At 38.6% G+C, this 16,115-nt stretch carries 14 protein-coding genes, 4 tRNA genes and 1 pseudogene (1 of these 19 only partly in view); 9 read left to right on the forward strand and 10 right to left on the reverse strand.

The window, feature by feature from the left end:
- Together A2294_02110 and A2294_02115 are read left to right on the forward strand one after the other, a co-directional pair.
- Positions 1-455: pseudogene (locus tag A2294_02110) on the forward strand (hypothetical protein) (it extends 121 nt beyond the left edge of the window).
- 2 nt (positions 456-457) lie between these two features.
- Positions 458-1,510, forward strand: coding sequence for a hypothetical protein (locus A2294_02115; protein ID OGH86038.1), 1,053 nt, complete (start codon positions 458-460; stop codon positions 1,508-1,510).
- Positions 1,511-1,583: 73 nt separating this feature from the next.
- Here the strand turns inward: A2294_02115 and A2294_02120 are convergent.
- The 3 genes from A2294_02120 to A2294_02130 all read right to left on the reverse strand — a co-directional run bounded on the left by A2294_02120 (position 1,584) and on the right by A2294_02130 (position 2,705).
- Positions 1,584-1,657 (reverse strand) — tRNA-Met (locus A2294_02120).
- A gap of 13 nt (positions 1,658-1,670) precedes the next feature.
- Positions 1,671-2,606, reverse strand: coding sequence for a hypothetical protein (locus A2294_02125; GenBank protein OGH86039.1), 936 nt, complete (start codon positions 2,604-2,606; stop codon positions 1,671-1,673).
- A gap of 16 nt (positions 2,607-2,622) precedes the next feature.
- A tRNA-Leu gene (locus A2294_02130) sits at positions 2,623-2,705 on the reverse strand.
- Between the two features lie 46 nt (positions 2,706-2,751).
- Between A2294_02130 and A2294_02135 the strand changes: the two genes are divergently transcribed.
- On the forward strand, positions 2,752-3,519 hold the full coding sequence (locus A2294_02135; protein OGH86040.1) for a chromosome partitioning protein ParA: 768 nt from the start codon (positions 2,752-2,754) through the stop codon (positions 3,517-3,519).
- A gap of 7 nt (positions 3,520-3,526) precedes the next feature.
- Positions 3,527-4,423 (forward strand): hypothetical protein, encoded by an 897-nt coding sequence (locus tag A2294_02140; protein OGH86041.1) that lies wholly within the window; start codon positions 3,527-3,529, stop codon positions 4,421-4,423.
- A 10-nt stretch (positions 4,424-4,433) separates the two neighbouring features.
- Here the strand turns inward: A2294_02140 and A2294_02145 are convergent, their stop codons facing one another.
- The 7 genes from A2294_02145 to A2294_02175 form a co-directional block, all read right to left on the reverse strand.
- The gene (locus A2294_02145) at positions 4,434-5,942 is read right to left on the reverse strand and encodes a hypothetical protein (protein OGH86042.1); all 1,509 of its coding nucleotides are present in this window, start codon (positions 5,940-5,942) and stop codon (positions 4,434-4,436) included.
- A 135-nt stretch (positions 5,943-6,077) separates the two neighbouring features.
- The gene (locus tag A2294_02150; GenBank protein ID OGH86043.1) at positions 6,078-6,743 is read right to left on the reverse strand and encodes a hypothetical protein; all 666 of its coding nucleotides are present in this window, start codon (positions 6,741-6,743) and stop codon (positions 6,078-6,080) included.
- 142 nt (positions 6,744-6,885) lie between these two features.
- Positions 6,886-9,111: a DNA topoisomerase I gene (locus tag A2294_02155; GenBank protein ID OGH86044.1), complete on the reverse strand. Its 2,226-nt coding sequence runs from the start codon at positions 9,109-9,111 to the stop codon at positions 6,886-6,888.
- An 83-nt stretch (positions 9,112-9,194) separates the two neighbouring features.
- Positions 9,195-10,286 carry a DNA protecting protein DprA gene (locus A2294_02160; GenBank protein ID OGH86045.1) on the reverse strand — a complete coding sequence of 364 codons (1,092 nt, stop codon included), beginning with the start codon at positions 10,284-10,286 and terminating at the stop codon, positions 9,195-9,197.
- Between the two features lie 3 nt (positions 10,287-10,289).
- Positions 10,290-10,856: an aminoacyl-tRNA hydrolase gene (locus A2294_02165; GenBank protein ID OGH86046.1), complete on the reverse strand. Its 567-nt coding sequence runs from the start codon at positions 10,854-10,856 to the stop codon at positions 10,290-10,292.
- Positions 10,853-12,211 carry a ribosome biogenesis GTPase Der gene (locus A2294_02170; GenBank protein ID OGH86047.1) on the reverse strand — a complete coding sequence of 453 codons (1,359 nt, stop codon included), beginning with the start codon at positions 12,209-12,211 and terminating at the stop codon, positions 10,853-10,855. The genes A2294_02165 and A2294_02170 overlap by 4 nt, the downstream gene beginning before the upstream one ends.
- A gap of 69 nt (positions 12,212-12,280) precedes the next feature.
- Positions 12,281-13,675 carry a hypothetical protein gene (locus A2294_02175; protein OGH86048.1) on the reverse strand — a complete coding sequence of 465 codons (1,395 nt, stop codon included), beginning with the start codon at positions 13,673-13,675 and terminating at the stop codon, positions 12,281-12,283.
- Between the two features lie 130 nt (positions 13,676-13,805).
- Here A2294_02175 and A2294_02180 point away from each other — a divergent pair.
- From A2294_02180 to A2294_02200, 5 genes are all read left to right on the forward strand, one after another.
- A tRNA-Val gene (locus A2294_02180) sits at positions 13,806-13,882 on the forward strand.
- Positions 13,883-13,895: 13 nt separating this feature from the next.
- Positions 13,896-14,399 carry a hypothetical protein gene (locus A2294_02185; GenBank protein OGH86049.1) on the forward strand — a complete coding sequence of 168 codons (504 nt, stop codon included), beginning with the start codon at positions 13,896-13,898 and terminating at the stop codon, positions 14,397-14,399.
- A gap of 50 nt (positions 14,400-14,449) precedes the next feature.
- Positions 14,450-14,521, forward strand: a tRNA-Arg gene (locus tag A2294_02190).
- A gap of 162 nt (positions 14,522-14,683) precedes the next feature.
- Positions 14,684-15,244 (forward strand): hypothetical protein, encoded by a 561-nt coding sequence (locus A2294_02195; protein OGH86050.1) that lies wholly within the window; start codon positions 14,684-14,686, stop codon positions 15,242-15,244.
- Complete coding sequence (locus A2294_02200) at positions 15,234-16,073, forward strand: hypothetical protein (GenBank protein OGH86051.1); 840 nt, start codon at positions 15,234-15,236, stop codon at positions 16,071-16,073. The genes A2294_02195 and A2294_02200 overlap by 11 nt, the downstream gene beginning before the upstream one ends.
- Positions 16,074-16,115 lie beyond the last annotated feature (42 nt).

The following is a 16,115-nucleotide window of genomic DNA, read 5'->3' on the forward strand; positions in this document are numbered from 1 at the left end:
TAAAAGAAAAATATAACCAAGAGAATAATGGTATAAAAATTTTGCAGGAAAAAGAGGAAATCCAAATGGCTACTGATCCGCAAAACAGCAGTTTGGTTAAAGAATTTATCAAAGATGAAACCACGGGAGAATTAACCCGACCCTCTTTGGAGGCCTTAACCATCATTGCTTATCGCGGACCCATTACTAAATTGGAATTGGAGCAGATAAGAGGAGTTAATTGCAGTTTGATTTTGCGTAATTTACTTTTACGCGGCTTAATTAAAGAAGAAGACGACAAAGAAAAATTACAAAATGTTTATTCTATCACTTTTGATTTTCTAAGGTTTTTGGGAGTGGAAGACTCGGCTGGTTTGCCCGATTATGAAAAATTGCACAGCCATAATTTATTGGAAAAACTTTTGGAAGAAATGAATAAGTCTGCTCAAGAAAATACCGTTGTCTCTGATGTTTAAATATGTTCTTAAATTCCCTTATTGTTAGATTAGTTGTTTCCAAATTAATCCTTAGTTTAGGCTATGGCGGGTTTTTATTTTATCAGCCAATGATTTTTTCTCAGCCCTTGGTCTTGAACAAAGAAAACGTTCAAGCTTTAATTTTGGAAAAACAAAAAAATAATCAAATTTTTGTAATTAGAGGTTTGCCTTTATCATTTGATAAATTAAAATTAATTCCACGTTTAAGACAGGAAGCCAAGTTTTCTCTAAAATTAAGTGCCCAGAGTTATGCGGTGATTGATGAAAACACTGAAGCCTTGCTGGCAAAACAAGCAGAAAATATACCCCGTTCCATTGGTAGTTTAAGTAAACTTATGACCGCCTTGGTTTTTTTAGAGGGTAACCCTAATTGGGAAAAACAAATTATAATTGAAAAATCTGACGAACGCGAAGGTAAGGTTTGTATTTTGGCAGGGGAAAAAATTACCATTAAAAATCTTTTTTATGCCAGTTTAGTAGAATCCTGCAATACCGCCACTATTGCTTTGGCCAGATCTGGCGGATTGACTTTAGAGGAATTTGCTAAGAAAATGAATCAAAAAGCAATAAATTTAGGTTTAAAAACATCCTATTTTGCCGAGCCCACCGGACTTAATTCTCATAATTATTCTTCTGCCAGAGAAGTTGCCGTTCTTTTAAAAAATGCCCTCAAAGATGAATTTATTAGCCGAGCTGTTTTGCAAAAAACCTATGATATGGATGTTGTTAATACTTTGGGTTCAACTGTTAAAAGACGCTTAATCAATACTGATGAGCTTTTATCAAATGATTTTAAAAACAGCAATATTCGGGCGGTAGTGGGGGCTAAAACAGGATTCATTGAAGAAGCCGGTTATTGTTTTGCGGTAATGACGGAAAATAAAAATACGCAAAGAATAGTTACTGTTGTTTTGGGTGCGGAATCGCACTATCGGAGATTTAGTGAGGCCAAAGAATTGGCAGAGTGGGTTTATAAAAGTTATCTTTGGCCCGGTCAGGAGGGATTTGAAAAATTGAGCCAGAATATTCCTTAAAATTGATTTAAAAAACAGTCGGTAGAATTTAAATTTTATATTAAAAAACATCTTTGAAAAAGATGTTTTTTAATAGCTGGGGCCGGGATTGAACCGGCGACCTAACGCTTATGAAGCGCTCGCTCTAACCAACTGAGCTACCCAGCCGTATTTTAAGAGGCTATTTAATTTGTAAAATCAGTATTTCCGGTCTGTTAAAAAATCTGATAGGGAAACCCGATTCGCCCAGTCCAACCGTATTGGCAATTATGGGCTTATTTTGAAGCAAAACTGCGCCATAATCAACGCGAGGAAAAACGGTTTGAGCCTCGGCTAAAGAACCAATTAAAGGTAGCCGCATTTGTCCTCCGTGCGTATGACCTGAAAGGATCATATCAAGATTTTGGCTTTCTGGCAAGTAGGCGGCATCGGGGTTATGGCTTATGCCTATGATTAAAGCAGCCTGTTTTAAACCGGCAATAGCTTTGGCTGGATTTTTTTCCTTATGCCAAAATTCATCAAACCCAACTAAAGAAATTTCCGAATCTTTGATATTTATAGTGACATTTTCATCAATTAAAACTTTCACCCCCACTTCTTCCAAAAGCTCAATAATTTTTTGGTGTTGATCTATATAAAATAATTTTTGGTCAAAATCGGCAATACCATAATCGTGATTACCCAAAACGGCGTAAGTCGGTGCAATATCGGAGAATTTTTTAAAGGCAGAAAAATCAGGAGTAAATTTTTCCATTTGATCGTGAAAAAGAAAATCTCCGGCCAAAAAAATTAAATCGGGTTTTTTTATTTGTAGGTTTTGTGCTGTTTTTTCTAAAAACCATCCTCTTTTTAGTGGCCGTAAATGAGTATCGCTAATCAAGGCTACTTGTATTTCCTGCTTTAACTTTCCAGTTTCTATTGCTTGTTCTCTAATAGTTAATTGATAAGGTTCCAGTTGGATTTTTAGCGACAGAATTAAACCAACAAACAAAAAAAGAGGCAACATAATGCCTTTAAAAAAATGGGCGCGGTGATTTTTAAGAAGATAAAATCCGCCTCCCAGCGCGCCCAGAAAATAAATGATTGATAATGTTTCAAAAATGTAGAATGGAAGCATTTTGGGGATTTAAAAATGCCGAAGGAGGGACTTGAACCCTCATGACCTTTCGGTCGCATGATTTTGAGTCATGTGCGTCTACCATTCCGCCACTTCGGCTTAAAAAGGTCTTGTTGGTTAAAGAACTTTTTGTTATAATAGCATTATGCCAAAAATAATTTCGCTTGTCAACCAGAAGGGGGGGGTGGGTAAAACCACTACTGCAGTCAACCTAGGAGCTTATTTATCGTCCCTGGGTAAGTTTGTGTTGCTGGTAGATATAGATCCGCAGGCTAATGCCACCTCTGGATTAGGCATAGACCACCGCTCCTTAGAAAAAGGCATTTATGATACTTTAGTAAGTGGCGCTTCTTTAAGAGAAATCATTAAAAATACCAATCATGATGGCTATCGCGTAGCTCCGGCTACTTTGGCTTTGGCAGGTGCCAATGTGGAGTTAATCAATCTGCCTAACAGGGAATTTAAGTTGCGCGAAGTTTTACAAGAGGCTAAACATGCCTATGATTACATTTTAATAGATTGTCCGCCTTCATTGGGGCTTTTAACCGTTAATGGTTTGGTGGCGGCTGATGAAGTTTTAATTCCCGTGCAGGCTGAATATTATGCCTTGGAAGGTTTAGGCCAACTTTTGGAAACGGTTAATTTGGTTAAAGACAATTTGCATCCGGATTTAGATATTAAGGGTGCGGTTTTAACCATGTTTGATGCTCGCAATAAATTATCTTCCGATGTTTTAGAAGAATTGTATAAATTTTTCCCTAACAAAATTTTTAGATCCGTGATTCCTCGCAGTGTGCGCTTGGCCGAGGCGCCGTCTTTTGGCAAATCTATCTTGCATTACGATCCCAGCTCTAAGGGCGGTAAGGCCTATGAGCGTTTGGCGCGAGAAATAATAGAAATGGATCAGCAATAATTTTTATATGCCTTTAGGAAAAGGTTTAGGTTCTTTAATCCCCAATTTTAAACAAACTGGTGCAACCGCGGAAACCACCACCAAGTCTTTTGCTGGCGGTAATAATTTTGCAGGAGGTTCTGCCGGCAGTAAAGAAAATCAGTTATGGAATATCCCGGTTTCTTTAATTAAGGCCAACGCTTATCAGCCGCGTCAAGTTTTTGAACATCAAGATTTGGAAGACTTGGTAAATTCCATTAAAGAGCACGGAATTTTGCAACCGCTACTAGTGACAGAAAATGAAGATGGCAGTTATGAGTTGGTGGCAGGGGAACGCCGTTTTAGAGCCGCTCAAATTTTGGGCCTTTCCACTGTTCCGGCTTTGATAAAAAAAATAAAGGGATCGGCTAAATTGGAGTTGGCTTTGATAGAAAATATTCAGCGCAAAAATCTTAACCCCTTGGAAGAAGCCTTTGCTTATCAACGATTGATTAACGAATTTGCTTTAACTCAAGAAGAAGTGGCCAAAAAAGTTGGCAAAAGCCGCCCCTACATTGGAAATCATTTAAGGCTTTTGTCTTTGCCGGAAGAAATTAAAAATGGTTTAATTGAAGGGGAAATTTCCAGTTCCTCGGCGCGCGCCATTTTGGGTTTGTCTTCGGCTAAGGAACAAATTAAATTTTATCATAAATTAAAAGGCAATGGCGCTACGGTGCATCAAGTAGAAACGCAAGTGGCGGCTGAACGTTTAAAAAAGACGGGTTTGACCCGTCGTGATCCTTTAGTTTTGGATTTTGAAAAAAGATTGAGGGAAAAATTAGGCACCAAAGTAGAAATTACCAAAAACGGTGCAAAAGGAAAAATTACTATAGAATATTATTCTGATGAAGAATTGCGACGCTTGGTTAAAGAAATAATTGACTAAAAAATAAAAACTAAGAAGAAGGGGAAGACGTATGTTCCTCTTCTTCTTTTTTGTCTTTCTTCATGATAGAAAGTTTGTCTTTAAACCAATCGGTTAAAGATGAGCGGGCAAATGTTTTGATGCGGGATCTGGCGCCGTTGGTTTTGACGAATTTTAACCAAGCCGGATTAGGTCCTTTGCGTTTTTTATCTATAATAATATCTACAATGTCGCCATTGCGCAGGGGTGTATCCAAACTATTTAATTGATTGTTAATGCGACAACCGGTACATTTATTACCTACATCGGTGTGAATGGCGTAAGCAAAATCAACAGGTGTGGCTTCTTCGGGCAGATCTATAATATCGCCTTTGGGCGTCCAAACAAAAATGCGGTTTTGGAAGAAATCTATTTTTAAATTTTCAATGTCTTTGATATTTTTAAAAACCGTTTTTTGAATTTGTGCCAGTTCGTTAATCCAAGCTAATTGTTTAAGGCGTTTTTCTTTTTTGCCTTCTTTGTACTGCCAGTGGGCGGCAATACCATATTCGGCTTCCTCGTGCATTTTTTCCGTGCGGATTTGAAATTCCACAATTTGCCCTTCTAAACAAATGGTGGCGGTATGCAAAGATTGATAGCCGTTGGGTTTGGGTTGGGCGATATAGTCTTTTATGCGACCCGGCACCGGACGCCAAAGTTTATGCACAATTCCTAAAGTAGCATAACAATCGGCAATGGTGGGTACGATAATGCGCAAGGCCACAATGTCGTAGACCTTTTCAATTTCTTTGTTGTAGCGTAAGAGTTTTTTATATAAACTGTAAATATGTTTAACGCGTCCGTGAAAAGACACCAAAGGCACACCGGCTCCGCGTAATTCTTTTTCTGTATTTTTTTGAGTCTCTTCCAAATGTTGTTTGGATTGTTCAAAGCTTTCTTTTTGTATTTTAGTAATCCAATTAAAATTTTCCGGGTCAACATATTTAAAAGATAAATCTTCCAGCTGACCCTTAATTTCGCCCATGCCGAGGCGTCCGGCAATGGGGGCAAAAATTTCCAAACTTTCCAAAGCAATGCGTTGTCTTTTGTTTTCTGGCAAAGCATCTAAAGTTTTTAGATTATGCAGGCGATCGGCAAATTTAATAATCATGATACGCACGTCTTGAGCAATGGCAATAAACATTTTGCGCAAATTTTCTATGTAACGTTCCACGCCGCGGTATTTTAATTTACCAAGTTTTGTAATGCCGGAAACCATAGAGGAGACTTCTTTGCCAAAGTTTTTTTCCACGTCTTCTATGGTGATGGATGTGTCTTCCGGGACATCATGCAGAAGGCCGGCAATGATAATGGATGTATCCAAGCTCATTTCGGCCAGGTATTCGGCTACAGCCAGAGGGTGGGTGATATAGGGCTCGCCTGAAGCGCGGTTTTGCCCTTCGTGGGCCTTGGCGGCATAATCATAAGCCAGGCGGATTAAATCTAAATCCGCTTCAGGGTTGTTTTTTTGGACTGTATTTAAGAGGTTTTCTATACCCATAATCAGGCTTAATTTTAAGCCTCTACTTATATTTATACCAGCCTATTGACAAAAAGGCAAAAAAGTGCTATTATAAACTGTTCGTTTATCGCCCTAAAAAGGCCTAAATGATGGTTTTTGACAACTAAAACCGCGCTAAAAAAGGCGCAAAAGGAGTTTTTCATGGAATACATCCCGCTCATTCTTCTTTCGTTCCTGTTTGGGGCCATTCTCATTCCGGGATATGAATTCTCGGCGCGTTTGGTTGAGAGGACCAAGATCAGCAAACAGGAGAAGTTTTTCCGCAAGCTGACGCTTGGCGTTGCGTTTTGGGTCCTTTACGGCACAGTGTCCTTCATTGTCCCAGACGCTTATCAGAATATCATGGGTTTGGAAAAAATAACTACTCCCAACGTATGGATATTGTTTTATTTTATTTCTTTCCTGTTCTCGGGAATCTTTACCCATAAATACCTGCTCAAGCCCTGGCTTAACAAAAACTACCCTCCTATCAGGCGCGGTTTGAAAACGGGGGAGAAGAAGTACCAGGGCACCGTGTATGATAGGAGCCACCACGACTTCTGTGGCTACGGATTGACCATTCGGATCAACGGAATTGATGCTGACTGTTCCGTCTTTGCTGTCCCACAGGGAATTTTTGCGGGCAGCTTTGATGAATATCCAACGGTGGGACAACGTGTAATTCTCTACGCTAAGGAAACTCATCGGCCTGACGTCAAGGCCTTGACCGGGGTGTTCTCGGAATACAGCCAGGAGGAGGCGTAGAACAGGCCTTACTGCCTGGAAGTTGCCGGCGGCCAAAGAAATGTCTAACGACAATTCTGCGGTTGCCGGTTTTTTATTTTTGAAAATTTTTATAAATAAATTTTTTTATTAAAAAACCGCCCCAACAAGAGGCGGTTTAAAATTGAAAATTTTTCAACTAATCATCTCTAGAATAAAATTATTTTTTCTTTTTACTCTTGGCTTTAACATTAGCATTGCTTGGACATTCTTTATTACTGCAAACAATTTTTTCTTTGGCTCCTTCCACCATTAAAGATTCGCAAACCTCGCATTTTTCTCCGGTTGGTTTGTTCCACAGGGCAAAATCACAATCCGGATAGCGGCTGCAGGAAAAGAAAATTCTTTTGGCTCGAGTGCGGCGTTCTATAATATCTCCCTTCTCGCATTTGGGGCATTTGACTCCCGTGCTTTTTACTTCTTTTTTAATGTATTTGCATTTAGGATAATCACTGCAACTAATAAACAAACCAAAGCGGCCGCGGCGGCGCATTAAGGGTGAGCCGCATTCCGGACATTTTTCGTCTATGGGCGGCAAATCTTTTTCTTCGCCCAAAGGTTTGGTATTTTTGCAAGTTGGGTAGTTAGAACAAGCCATGAATTTGCCAAAGCGGCCAATTTTAATAATCATCGGCGAGCCGCATTTTTCGCAAATTTCTTCAGTGGCTTCTTCGGTTAATTCCTTTTTAGAAAGTTCTTGGGTTTTTTCTTCCAAGTTTTTGGCAAATGGTTCATAGAAATTGGCAATAATATCGCGCCAATTATCTTGGCCTTGGGCCACTGTATCAAAATTATCTTCCATTTTGGCGGTAAATTCATAGTCGGTAATTTGAGGAAAATGCGCCACTAAAATATCGTTTACTAAAAAGCCTATGTCCGTAGGTTTAAAACGTTTCTTTTCATCGCGCTCTACGTATTTGCGGGCAATGATGGTGGAGATAGTAGGCGCGTAAGTAGAAGGGCGGCCAATGCCGTATTCTTCCATTATTTTAACCAAGCCGGCATCGTTATAGCGGGCTGGCGGCTCGGTAAAATGTTGTTCGTTGTTTAATTCCACTAAAGGCAAAACATCTTTTTCGGCAAGTTCCGGTAAGAGGGTTTCTTTCTGCGCGTCGGGGTAAAGCGCCATATAGCCGGGGAAAGTGATAATATTGCCGGTGGCTCTAAAAGTATATTTTTGATTTTGATTTTCTATATCAACAGTGGTGCCGTTAAAAATTGCCTCAGGCATTTGAGAAGCCACCGCTCTTTTCCAAATTAAATCGTAAAGTTTCCAGAGTCTTGGTTCCAAGACATCTTTTAAAGAAGCTGGATCGCGCACTGCCTCGGTAGGTCGGATGGCTTCATGTGCTTCTTGAGCCAGTTTAGATTTGGTGCTATAAAAATTGGGTTTTTCAGGTAGATATTTTTCTCCAAATTTGTTTTTAATCACTTCCCTGACATCACTTAAAAATTTGCCGGATAAAATTACCGAGTCAGTTCTCATGTAAGTAATTAAGCCTACATGACCCTGGCCTTTTAAATCTATACCTTCGTATAGTTGTTGGGCCAGCATCATGGTTTGTTTGGCAGAAAAACCCAAGCGGCGATTAGCCTCCTGTTGCAATGTAGAAGTAGTAAAAGGCGCAGCCGCTCTTTTCTTTAAGATTTTTTTGGTAATAGAAGCAACTTGATATTTAGCATCCTCCAGTTCTTTTAAAATTTTATCGGCTTCTTCCTTGTTTTTAATTTCTAATTTTTCTAAATTTTTACCATCAATTTTGTGCAATTTGGCGTCAAAATTTTCTTTATTTTTTTCAAACACCGCTTCTACTATCCAGTATTCTTCTGGCTTAAAAGCTTGAATTTCTCTTTCGCGTTCTACAATTAAACGTACGGCCACGGACTGCACACGTCCGGCAGATAAGCCCCTGGCCACTTTTTTCCACAGAAAGGGTGAGAGTTTATAACCAACCAGGCGGTCTAAAATGCGGCGCGCTTGTTGGGCGTTAACCAAATTTAAATCCAAAGGCCGAGGATTTTTTAAGGCCTCATCAATGGCAGTTTTAGTGATTTCATGAAAAACCAGGCGTTTAACTTTTTCCGCAGGTATGTCTAAGATGTTGGCCAAATGCCAGGAAATAGCTTCTCCTTCGCGGTCTTCATCGGTTGCCAGTAATACTTCATCGGCTCCTTTGGCACTCTTTTTTAAATCCGTGACAATTTTTTGCTTGTCCTTGGGAATGACATAATGGGGTTCAAATTTGTTTTCCACATCCACACCCAATTCCGATTTGGGTAAATCCCTAATATGGCCAAAAGAAGATTTGACCACAAACTTTGTTCCCAAAAATTTGGAAATGGTTTTGGCTTTGGTAGGAGACTCGACAATTAAAAGTTGAGACATAAATTCATTTTTTCAAACAATTGTTTTACACTATACTACTATTAGGCTCTTTTGTCAATCCGCGGACTTTTTTTACAAATTTTTTAATTGATAATGTAATTCATTCCGCCGCTGTTTTTAATTTTATTTTTAAGCTCCATTAAGGCGATAGCGGAAACTAAAACATTGGTGGGAAATTTGGTTTCTTGGGCAATTTTTTCCAGATTTTTGGGCTCTTTAGAAAGCACTTTCAAAATTGCTTCTTCAGTGGGGTTTTCCGCCAGAGGTTTTATCTCACTAAAAAGATCTTTATTTTTTTCAATTTTTAAAAAGTCTAAGATATCTTCGGCCGAGGTAATAACCTGCGCTCCTAGTTTTAAGAGGTTGTTGGGCCCCTCGGAAAGAGGGGAGAAGATATTCCCAGGAACGCTAAAAACTTCGCGGTTTTGATCTAAAGCCAATTTAGCGGTAATTAAAGAGCCGGAGTCTTCTGCGGCTTCTATAATAATGGTGCCTAGTGATAAGCCGGAAATAACGCGGTTTCTAATAGGAAAATTAAATCTTAAGGGCAAGGTGCCGATGGGAAATTCAGAAATTACCGCTCCACCGTTATTTATAATTTGTTGGGCTAGGCGGTAGTTTTCTTTAGGATAGATGCTGTTATTATTTGCTCCTGATCCCAGTACGGCGATAGTGCGTCCGCCCGCCTGCAAAGTGGTGGCATGAGCCGCGGCATCTGCCCCCAAAGCCAGGCCACTGATAATGGTGGCGCCGTTTTGTGAAAGCGGAGGAATAATTTCCTCTATTACTTGTTTGCCATAAAAACTTAAGCGACGCGAACCGACACAAGCCAAAGGATATTTATCTTTGTTTAAAGTTCCTTGATAAAACAAGAGTGGCGGCGGGTCATAAATTTGTTTTAAAAGAGTAGGGTAGAGTTCTTCATCTAAAGAAATGACTTTTAATTTTTCTTTTTCCAGTTTTTGCCACTCTTTTTCCGGGTCAAGTTTTGCCCTTTCTTCTATAATTGCGCGTATTGTTTCAACTCCCAATCCTATTTTTAAAAAATCCTCGGAATTGGCGCGCCAGACATCTTGTAAATCAATAAAAGCCCGCTTAATTTTAAGCAGACTTTTAGAATTCATTTTAGAGATTGTAGAGAGTGCTACTAATCGCGCCAATTCCTCCTTGCTCATATTTTAATTAAATTTGTTCATGGCCGCGGCCAGTCCGTTTTGCAAAGCCTCTTTTAAGGCTTCAATTGTTTTTTGCAATCCGGTTTCTAAATCCTTTTTCTCAGCTAAAGAAAATTTAGCCAAAACCAAATCGGATCCTTCCGCAAATGTTTCTTTTAAGGGTTTGATGCCAATTCTAAAACGCGCAAAATTTTGTCCGCCAATTTTTTCTATGATGGATTTTACGCCGTTATGTCCGGCGGCCGAGCGATCAATTTGCACTTTTATTTTTCCCAAAGGCAGGTCCAAATCGTCGTGCACCACATAAATACTGGTTGAAGGAATCTTATAAAATTTGGCCAGAGCCGCCACGGCTACGCCAGATTCGTTCATGAAAGTTTGCGGCAAAACCAATTTTATTTTTTTGTCTGCGGATTCAGCCATTAAAGATTGAAATTTTTTATTTTCCTTCCATTGGGAAAAAACTCCTTCCCCAGAGGCATAAAATTTTTCCAAGGCCAAAAAACCGGCGTTATGCCTGGTATTTTGATATTTTTTGCCCGGATTTCCCAGGCCAACAATTAGGATCATACTCTTACTTTGCGCACATAGACCACTACCGGCACGCCGGTAAAATCAAATATCTGGCGCAAATTATTTTGAATAAATTTAAGATAGGATTCATGCAAAGAGGTTTTTTGTTTAATGGTTACTTCAAAGGTTGGGGGATTGATTCCCATTTGGCGCAGGGCAAAAATTTTAGGATGTCTTACTCCTTTGCCGCGGGTAGGCAATTTAAAACGCACCAATTTTTCCATAAAATGCCGTAAATCTTTTTCTTCTATTTGTTTATTTAAATTGGTGGCCACTTGGTTTAACAGAGGAAAAAGATGTTGAATGTTTTTATGGGTTAAAGCGCTGGTAAAAAAGATGGGGGCAAAAGACAAGGGCGGAAACAAATTAAATAACTGTTTAGTGATAACATCTTGTGTATCGGTTTGCTTATCAGGAATCAAATCCCATTTGTTGATTATAATAATCAATCCTCGGCGGTGTTCGGAAATAATTTGAATTAAGTGCTTGTCTTGTGTAGTAAAAGGCTCACTGGCATCTAAAACTAATAAAACTATATCAGATTTTTCTATGCTTTCCACAGCTTGTCCCACGCCGCCAAATTCTAAACCCCTCTGAACCCTGTTTTGTCTTCTTATGCCGGCCGTATCAACAAAAATATAGGGTTCATCATCTTTTATTATTAAAGTGTCATGGGATTCTCTGGTGGTGTGGGCCACAGGACTCGTTATTACTCTTTCTTCACCAATTAAAGAATTAAACAAAGTGGATTTACCTACATTAGGGCGACCGATTAAGGCAATTTTTAAAGGTTTTTTCTCCGGAATTTTATTTTTGCTTTCTTTTGCCGGTTTAACTTTTTTAATAAGTATATCCAGCATATCGCCAATTCCCGAACCGTTAACCGAAGAAATAGCTAAGGGTTCTCCCAGGCCCAAACTTAGCCATTCGGGGTTATGGACGTTGGCTCTAATTTTGGCATTGTCAGCTTTGTTGCCAATTAAAATGATGGTTTTTTTTAAAGCCCGTAAAGCCTTAGCCCATTCTTTTTCTTGCGGCAAAAGATTTTGTTTTAGGTCTACTACAAAAACAATTACCGAGGCTTCGGCAAAAGCTTTGGTAACTTGTTTTTTAATTTCTTTTTCTAAAAGATCACCCTTGGTAAAATCAACTCCGCCTGTGTCAATTAAACGATAAGATAATCCTCGCCAATTAAAAATTCCCACATTGCTGGTTCTGGTGGTTCCGGCTACGGGCGAAACCAAAGCCTTTCTTTCTTCCATTAGGCGATTGAAAAGGGTTGACTTCCCCACATTGGTGCGTCCGACAATAGCCACGGTAGGCAAATTTTTTTCCGGAATTATAATTGGCATAAGAATTGTTTAATTAAATTAGCGCTTGTCAAATCGTGTAGTGTGGGGGGTGCTTTTTAAAGGAGTAATTTAAATATTTTGATTAGCTCCTACAATAATTAAAATATCCGGGGTGGAAGAAGAGGAGAAGGGAGCCTGTGAAGTAGTTTTTATTTCCGCCTCTTTTAATTGTTTTTTAATTATATCCATTTCTTTTTTAAATTTGCCCGAACTCAAATCGTAAATGACGGTTTTTTCTTGATCGCGCAGGGTGGCGTTACCTAAGATATTAACCAGCACTCCTTGTTCTTCTATGGTTTGTCTTACGCGGGATCCCAATCCTAAAACCCAAGTGCCATTTTGTATTTCTATGATAGGAAATTTTTTATCTTCAATTTTACCAGTGAAGGCTGGGGAGGCCAGTTTAGCTGTGTCGGGCTGAAAGATGTCCTCTGCTAATTTTTGTAACTTAGAAAAATTTCCTTCGCGCGGGCGTAGCACTTCGGCGCTGTTATAGTAAGAGGCCATCAAGGGTTGGTTGGGACCAACACCTAAAACCAAATTGATAATATTTTGATAATCTAATTTTTTGCTTAGTTCAAAAAAGCGGCTGATTTCCCATAACTCTACATTGGTGTTGACGTGAGCGTTCAGACTGTCCATTAAATTTTGCACGCGTCCCGGATGCCATAAAGAAGCAGAAGAAAAAATTTTGTCTTTTAGGGCCAGGATTATTTTTTGTTGGCGGCGGCTGCGGGCAAAATCAGAATTTTCTCCGTTGGTGCCGTGGCGGCTGCGGGTAAACTTTAAGGCTGTTTCTCCATCCATATTTTGCCAGCCTTTTTCAAAAGATATCGTTTGATATTTGTAATCGTAAGTGGGATAAAAAGCATCGGTGAAACTTTTTTCTACGTTTATTTTAACCCCGCCCACCGCATCCACCATTTCTTTAAAAGCGGAAAAATCAATTCTTAAATAATAATCAATCGGTTGATTTAAGGTTTTACCTATTACCTCGCTGGCCAAAATCGGTCCATAGCCTTTTTCTCTGGCTTCGCCAAAGGCATCGGCGGCGTTGATTTTACCAAATCCGTATCCTGGGATTTCTACCAGTAAATCCCGCGGTATGGAAAAAAGGGCCACCTGGTTAGTGGAAGGTTTGAGGCTGGCTAAAATAATGGTGTCAGAAAGATAGGGTCCATCATGCTCTTCTCCGCCAATTCCCAAAATTAAAATGTTAATGCGGTCAGTTTCCTCTCCTTTAAGGCCCCTTTCACGGCTTAAGATTAAATTTTTAATTTGGGTTAAAAGGTTTGGTTTAGGCTGGACCAAGCCTACTTCGCGCGGTGATTCTTTAAACCAGCCTTTAATTCCTCCTATAATCAAGAAAAAAATTGCTAAAGTTAAAAAGAGAAAGATATAGCGCCATATCTTTCTTTTTGGTTTTTCCTGGGATTGCATTAAGTTTAAATCAATTTCGGACATAGTTTTATTATAAACAAAAAAAAGCAGGGTGGCAATATGTATGGACAAATGTATGGACAAAACTTTAAAATATGGTATACTTAAAACTAAAGAAAGTAAAGCTTTAAGAGCGGACAGCCTTTAAGCTAGAGGACGGCTAGCTCAGCTGGTTAGAGCGTACGATTCACATTCGTAAGGTCACAGGTTCGATCCCTGTGCCGTCCACCATAAATATAAATCTATGGAGGAAAATCAAATGTCAGTTTTTGACAATTGGGGCAATGTTTTACATACTTGGCAAATTCCCGAATATCATCAGCCCGAGCGCGGCCGCACTTGGTATATAGTGGCCTCTATTATTTTTGTTGCGCTGTTAGGCTATAGCATCTTTGCCCAGAATTTTCTTTTTGCTTTTTTAATTTTGTTGTTTGCCGCGATTATCTTTATGCATAGCACACGGGAACCTTTGTATTTAAACATTGGTGTTTCCGATAAGGGAGTAATTTTAAATAAACGCCTTATAGTTTACAGTGGTTTGAGCGCGTTTTGGATAATTAATGAACCGCCTTTAACTAAAAATTTGTATTTAAAATTTAATGGCGGGGTTCAGCCGCCGCTGTCCATTCATTTGGCTGAGGAAGACGCGGAAGAGGTGCGGGCCACTTTAGGACAATTTTTAAAAGAAGATAAAAGACAAATTGAAGAACCGTTGAGTGATTTATTATGGAAGGTATTGAAGTTATAGATAATTTTTGTTAGAGTGAATTTATTATTGAAAAAGATTAAAAAGATTAGGCACCCGTCGTTCAACGGATAGGACACAAGATTGCGGATCTTGTAATCGAGGTTCGATTCCTCGCGGGTGCAAATGAAAAAAAGTAATATTAGAATATTTGAAATCAAAGAACAATTCTTAAAAGAGTTGTTTTTTGCTTTAAATCAATCTTTGGGTTAAAATACAGTCAGTGAAATTTTGAAATAAAATAAGCCTTTTTATTGTATAATAAATGTGTTCAAAAGTTAGTCTTTATGCCTTTTAGCCAATTAACCGATGAAGAGGTAGTGGTGGCCGTGCGAGAAAAAAATAAAGAATTATATTCGGAGATAGTTCGCCGTTATCAAACAAAATTGGCGCATTATCTGCGTAAGTTTATAATTGATCCCGATCAATTGCAAGACGTCTTACAAGATGTTTTTATTAAAGCCTATCGCAACCTTTTTGGTTTTAATGCTGAAAGAAAATTTTCGCCTTGGATTTATCGCATCGCTCACAATGAAGCCCTCAATTATCTTAAAAAGCACTCAAGGGAAGTTTTAAGTTTAGATCCGGAGGAACAAGATATTGTTGATAAAAAAATAGATATTAAAGAGGGAACTGATAAGGTCTTAACCAAAGAAAAAATAAACAAAGCCCTGTCCCTCTTAAAGGAAAAATATCGCACGCCGTTGATTTTATATTTTTTTGAACAAATGTCTTATGAAGAAATTAGTGATGTTTTAGAGACGCCTAAAAGCAGTGTGGGCGTACTGATTATGCGCGCCAAGAGTCAGCTTAAAAAAAACTTAGAAGAAAAATTTTATGGAAAATAAAGAGCCTAATAATTTAGAAAAAGAAGTGATGTCAAAAATTACCAGTGGTAAAATTAAATTGCGCTCGCGTTATATTTTTTTAGCTGAAAAATTAGGTTTAGATAGCGTTTTGATTTTAACTGTTGTTTTAGCCGTCTTGTTTTTTAATTTGATTCTTTTTTATCTTAAATCTTCTGATAATTTAAATTATTTAAGTTTTGGCAGTCGCGGACTCTTGGCTTTCTGGGAAACTTTCCCTTATCCCTTGATCATTGTTTTTATTGTTTTAATTTTGGGTGGGGGTTTCTTTTTGAAGAGGAGCGAATTTTCTTATAAGAAACCTTTTGGTTTTTTAGCTTTGGCTTTAATTGGTTCCATCCTTATGGTTGGCGCAATTTTAACCTTTACCGGCCTTAACGAAAAAATTGAAAAGAATGTTTTCGGACCTCGTCCCGGAGTGCCTTTTTCACGTTGGTTTTTACGCGGCGGATTAGAAGAAAGACATAATAGTTTGGCCGGTTTAGTGGTAGAGATGAATGATGGATATGTGGTGGTGCAGACTCCGCGTAATTTACAAAAAGTTGATTTTAAAGATGTTTTGAATAAAGTTTCCAATGAAAAATTATATCCAGGTGTTTTAGCTGTTTTTATTGGTGAAAAAAAAGAAGAAGTATTTTTTGCTCGCGATTGGCGCGTTTTAAATCAGGGAGAAATACCTTTGATAGATCGTAATATTCATCGACGTTTTGGCTCTTTTGAAATGAAGATTCCCGCCGACCCTCATTGTTTGGGCAATTGTCTTAATTTAGGCACACCACCGAATTTTTGTTGGCAAAATTGCAATAAATAGTTTTTGTAATAAATTCAGCTTATTTTTTGTATTATATTAAGG

This window comes from Candidatus Magasanikbacteria bacterium RIFOXYB2_FULL_38_10 (assembly GCA_001783145.1).
GTDB lineage: Bacteria > Patescibacteriota > Patescibacteriia > Magasanikbacterales > UBA10003 > GWC2-40-17.

Bases quoted from the DNA above. Each gene is read 5' to 3' on its own strand.
- A2294_02135 (OGH86040.1), top strand. From the start codon at position 2,752: ATGCCAAAAATAATTTCGCTTGTCAACCAGAAGGGGGGGGTGGGTAAA.
- A2294_02140 (OGH86041.1), top strand. From the start codon at position 3,527: ATGCCTTTAGGAAAAGGTTTAGGTTCTTTAATCCCCAATTTTAAACAA.
- A2294_02200 (OGH86051.1), top strand. From the start codon at position 15,234: ATGGAAAATAAAGAGCCTAATAATTTAGAAAAAGAAGTGATGTCAAAA.
- A2294_02195 (OGH86050.1), top strand. From the start codon at position 14,684: ATGCCTTTTAGCCAATTAACCGATGAAGAGGTAGTGGTGGCCGTGCGA.
- A2294_02145 (OGH86042.1), bottom strand. From the start codon at position 5,942: ATGGGTATAGAAAACCTCTTAAATACAGTCCAAAAAAACAACCCTGAA.
- A2294_02155 (OGH86044.1), bottom strand. From the start codon at position 9,111: ATGTCTCAACTTTTAATTGTCGAGTCTCCTACCAAAGCCAAAACCATT.
- A2294_02170 (OGH86047.1), bottom strand. From the start codon at position 12,211: ATGCCAATTATAATTCCGGAAAAAAATTTGCCTACCGTGGCTATTGTC.
- A2294_02165 (OGH86046.1), bottom strand. From the start codon at position 10,856: ATGATCCTAATTGTTGGCCTGGGAAATCCGGGCAAAAAATATCAAAAT.
- A2294_02125 (OGH86039.1), bottom strand. From the start codon at position 2,606: ATGCTTCCATTCTACATTTTTGAAACATTATCAATCATTTATTTTCTG.
- A2294_02175 (OGH86048.1), bottom strand. From the start codon at position 13,675: ATGTCCGAAATTGATTTAAACTTAATGCAATCCCAGGAAAAACCAAAA.
- A2294_02185 (OGH86049.1), top strand. From the start codon at position 13,896: ATGGAGGAAAATCAAATGTCAGTTTTTGACAATTGGGGCAATGTTTTA.
- A2294_02160 (OGH86045.1), bottom strand. From the start codon at position 10,286: ATGAGCAAGGAGGAATTGGCGCGATTAGTAGCACTCTCTACAATCTCT.
- A2294_02115 (OGH86038.1), top strand. From the start codon at position 458: ATGTTCTTAAATTCCCTTATTGTTAGATTAGTTGTTTCCAAATTAATC.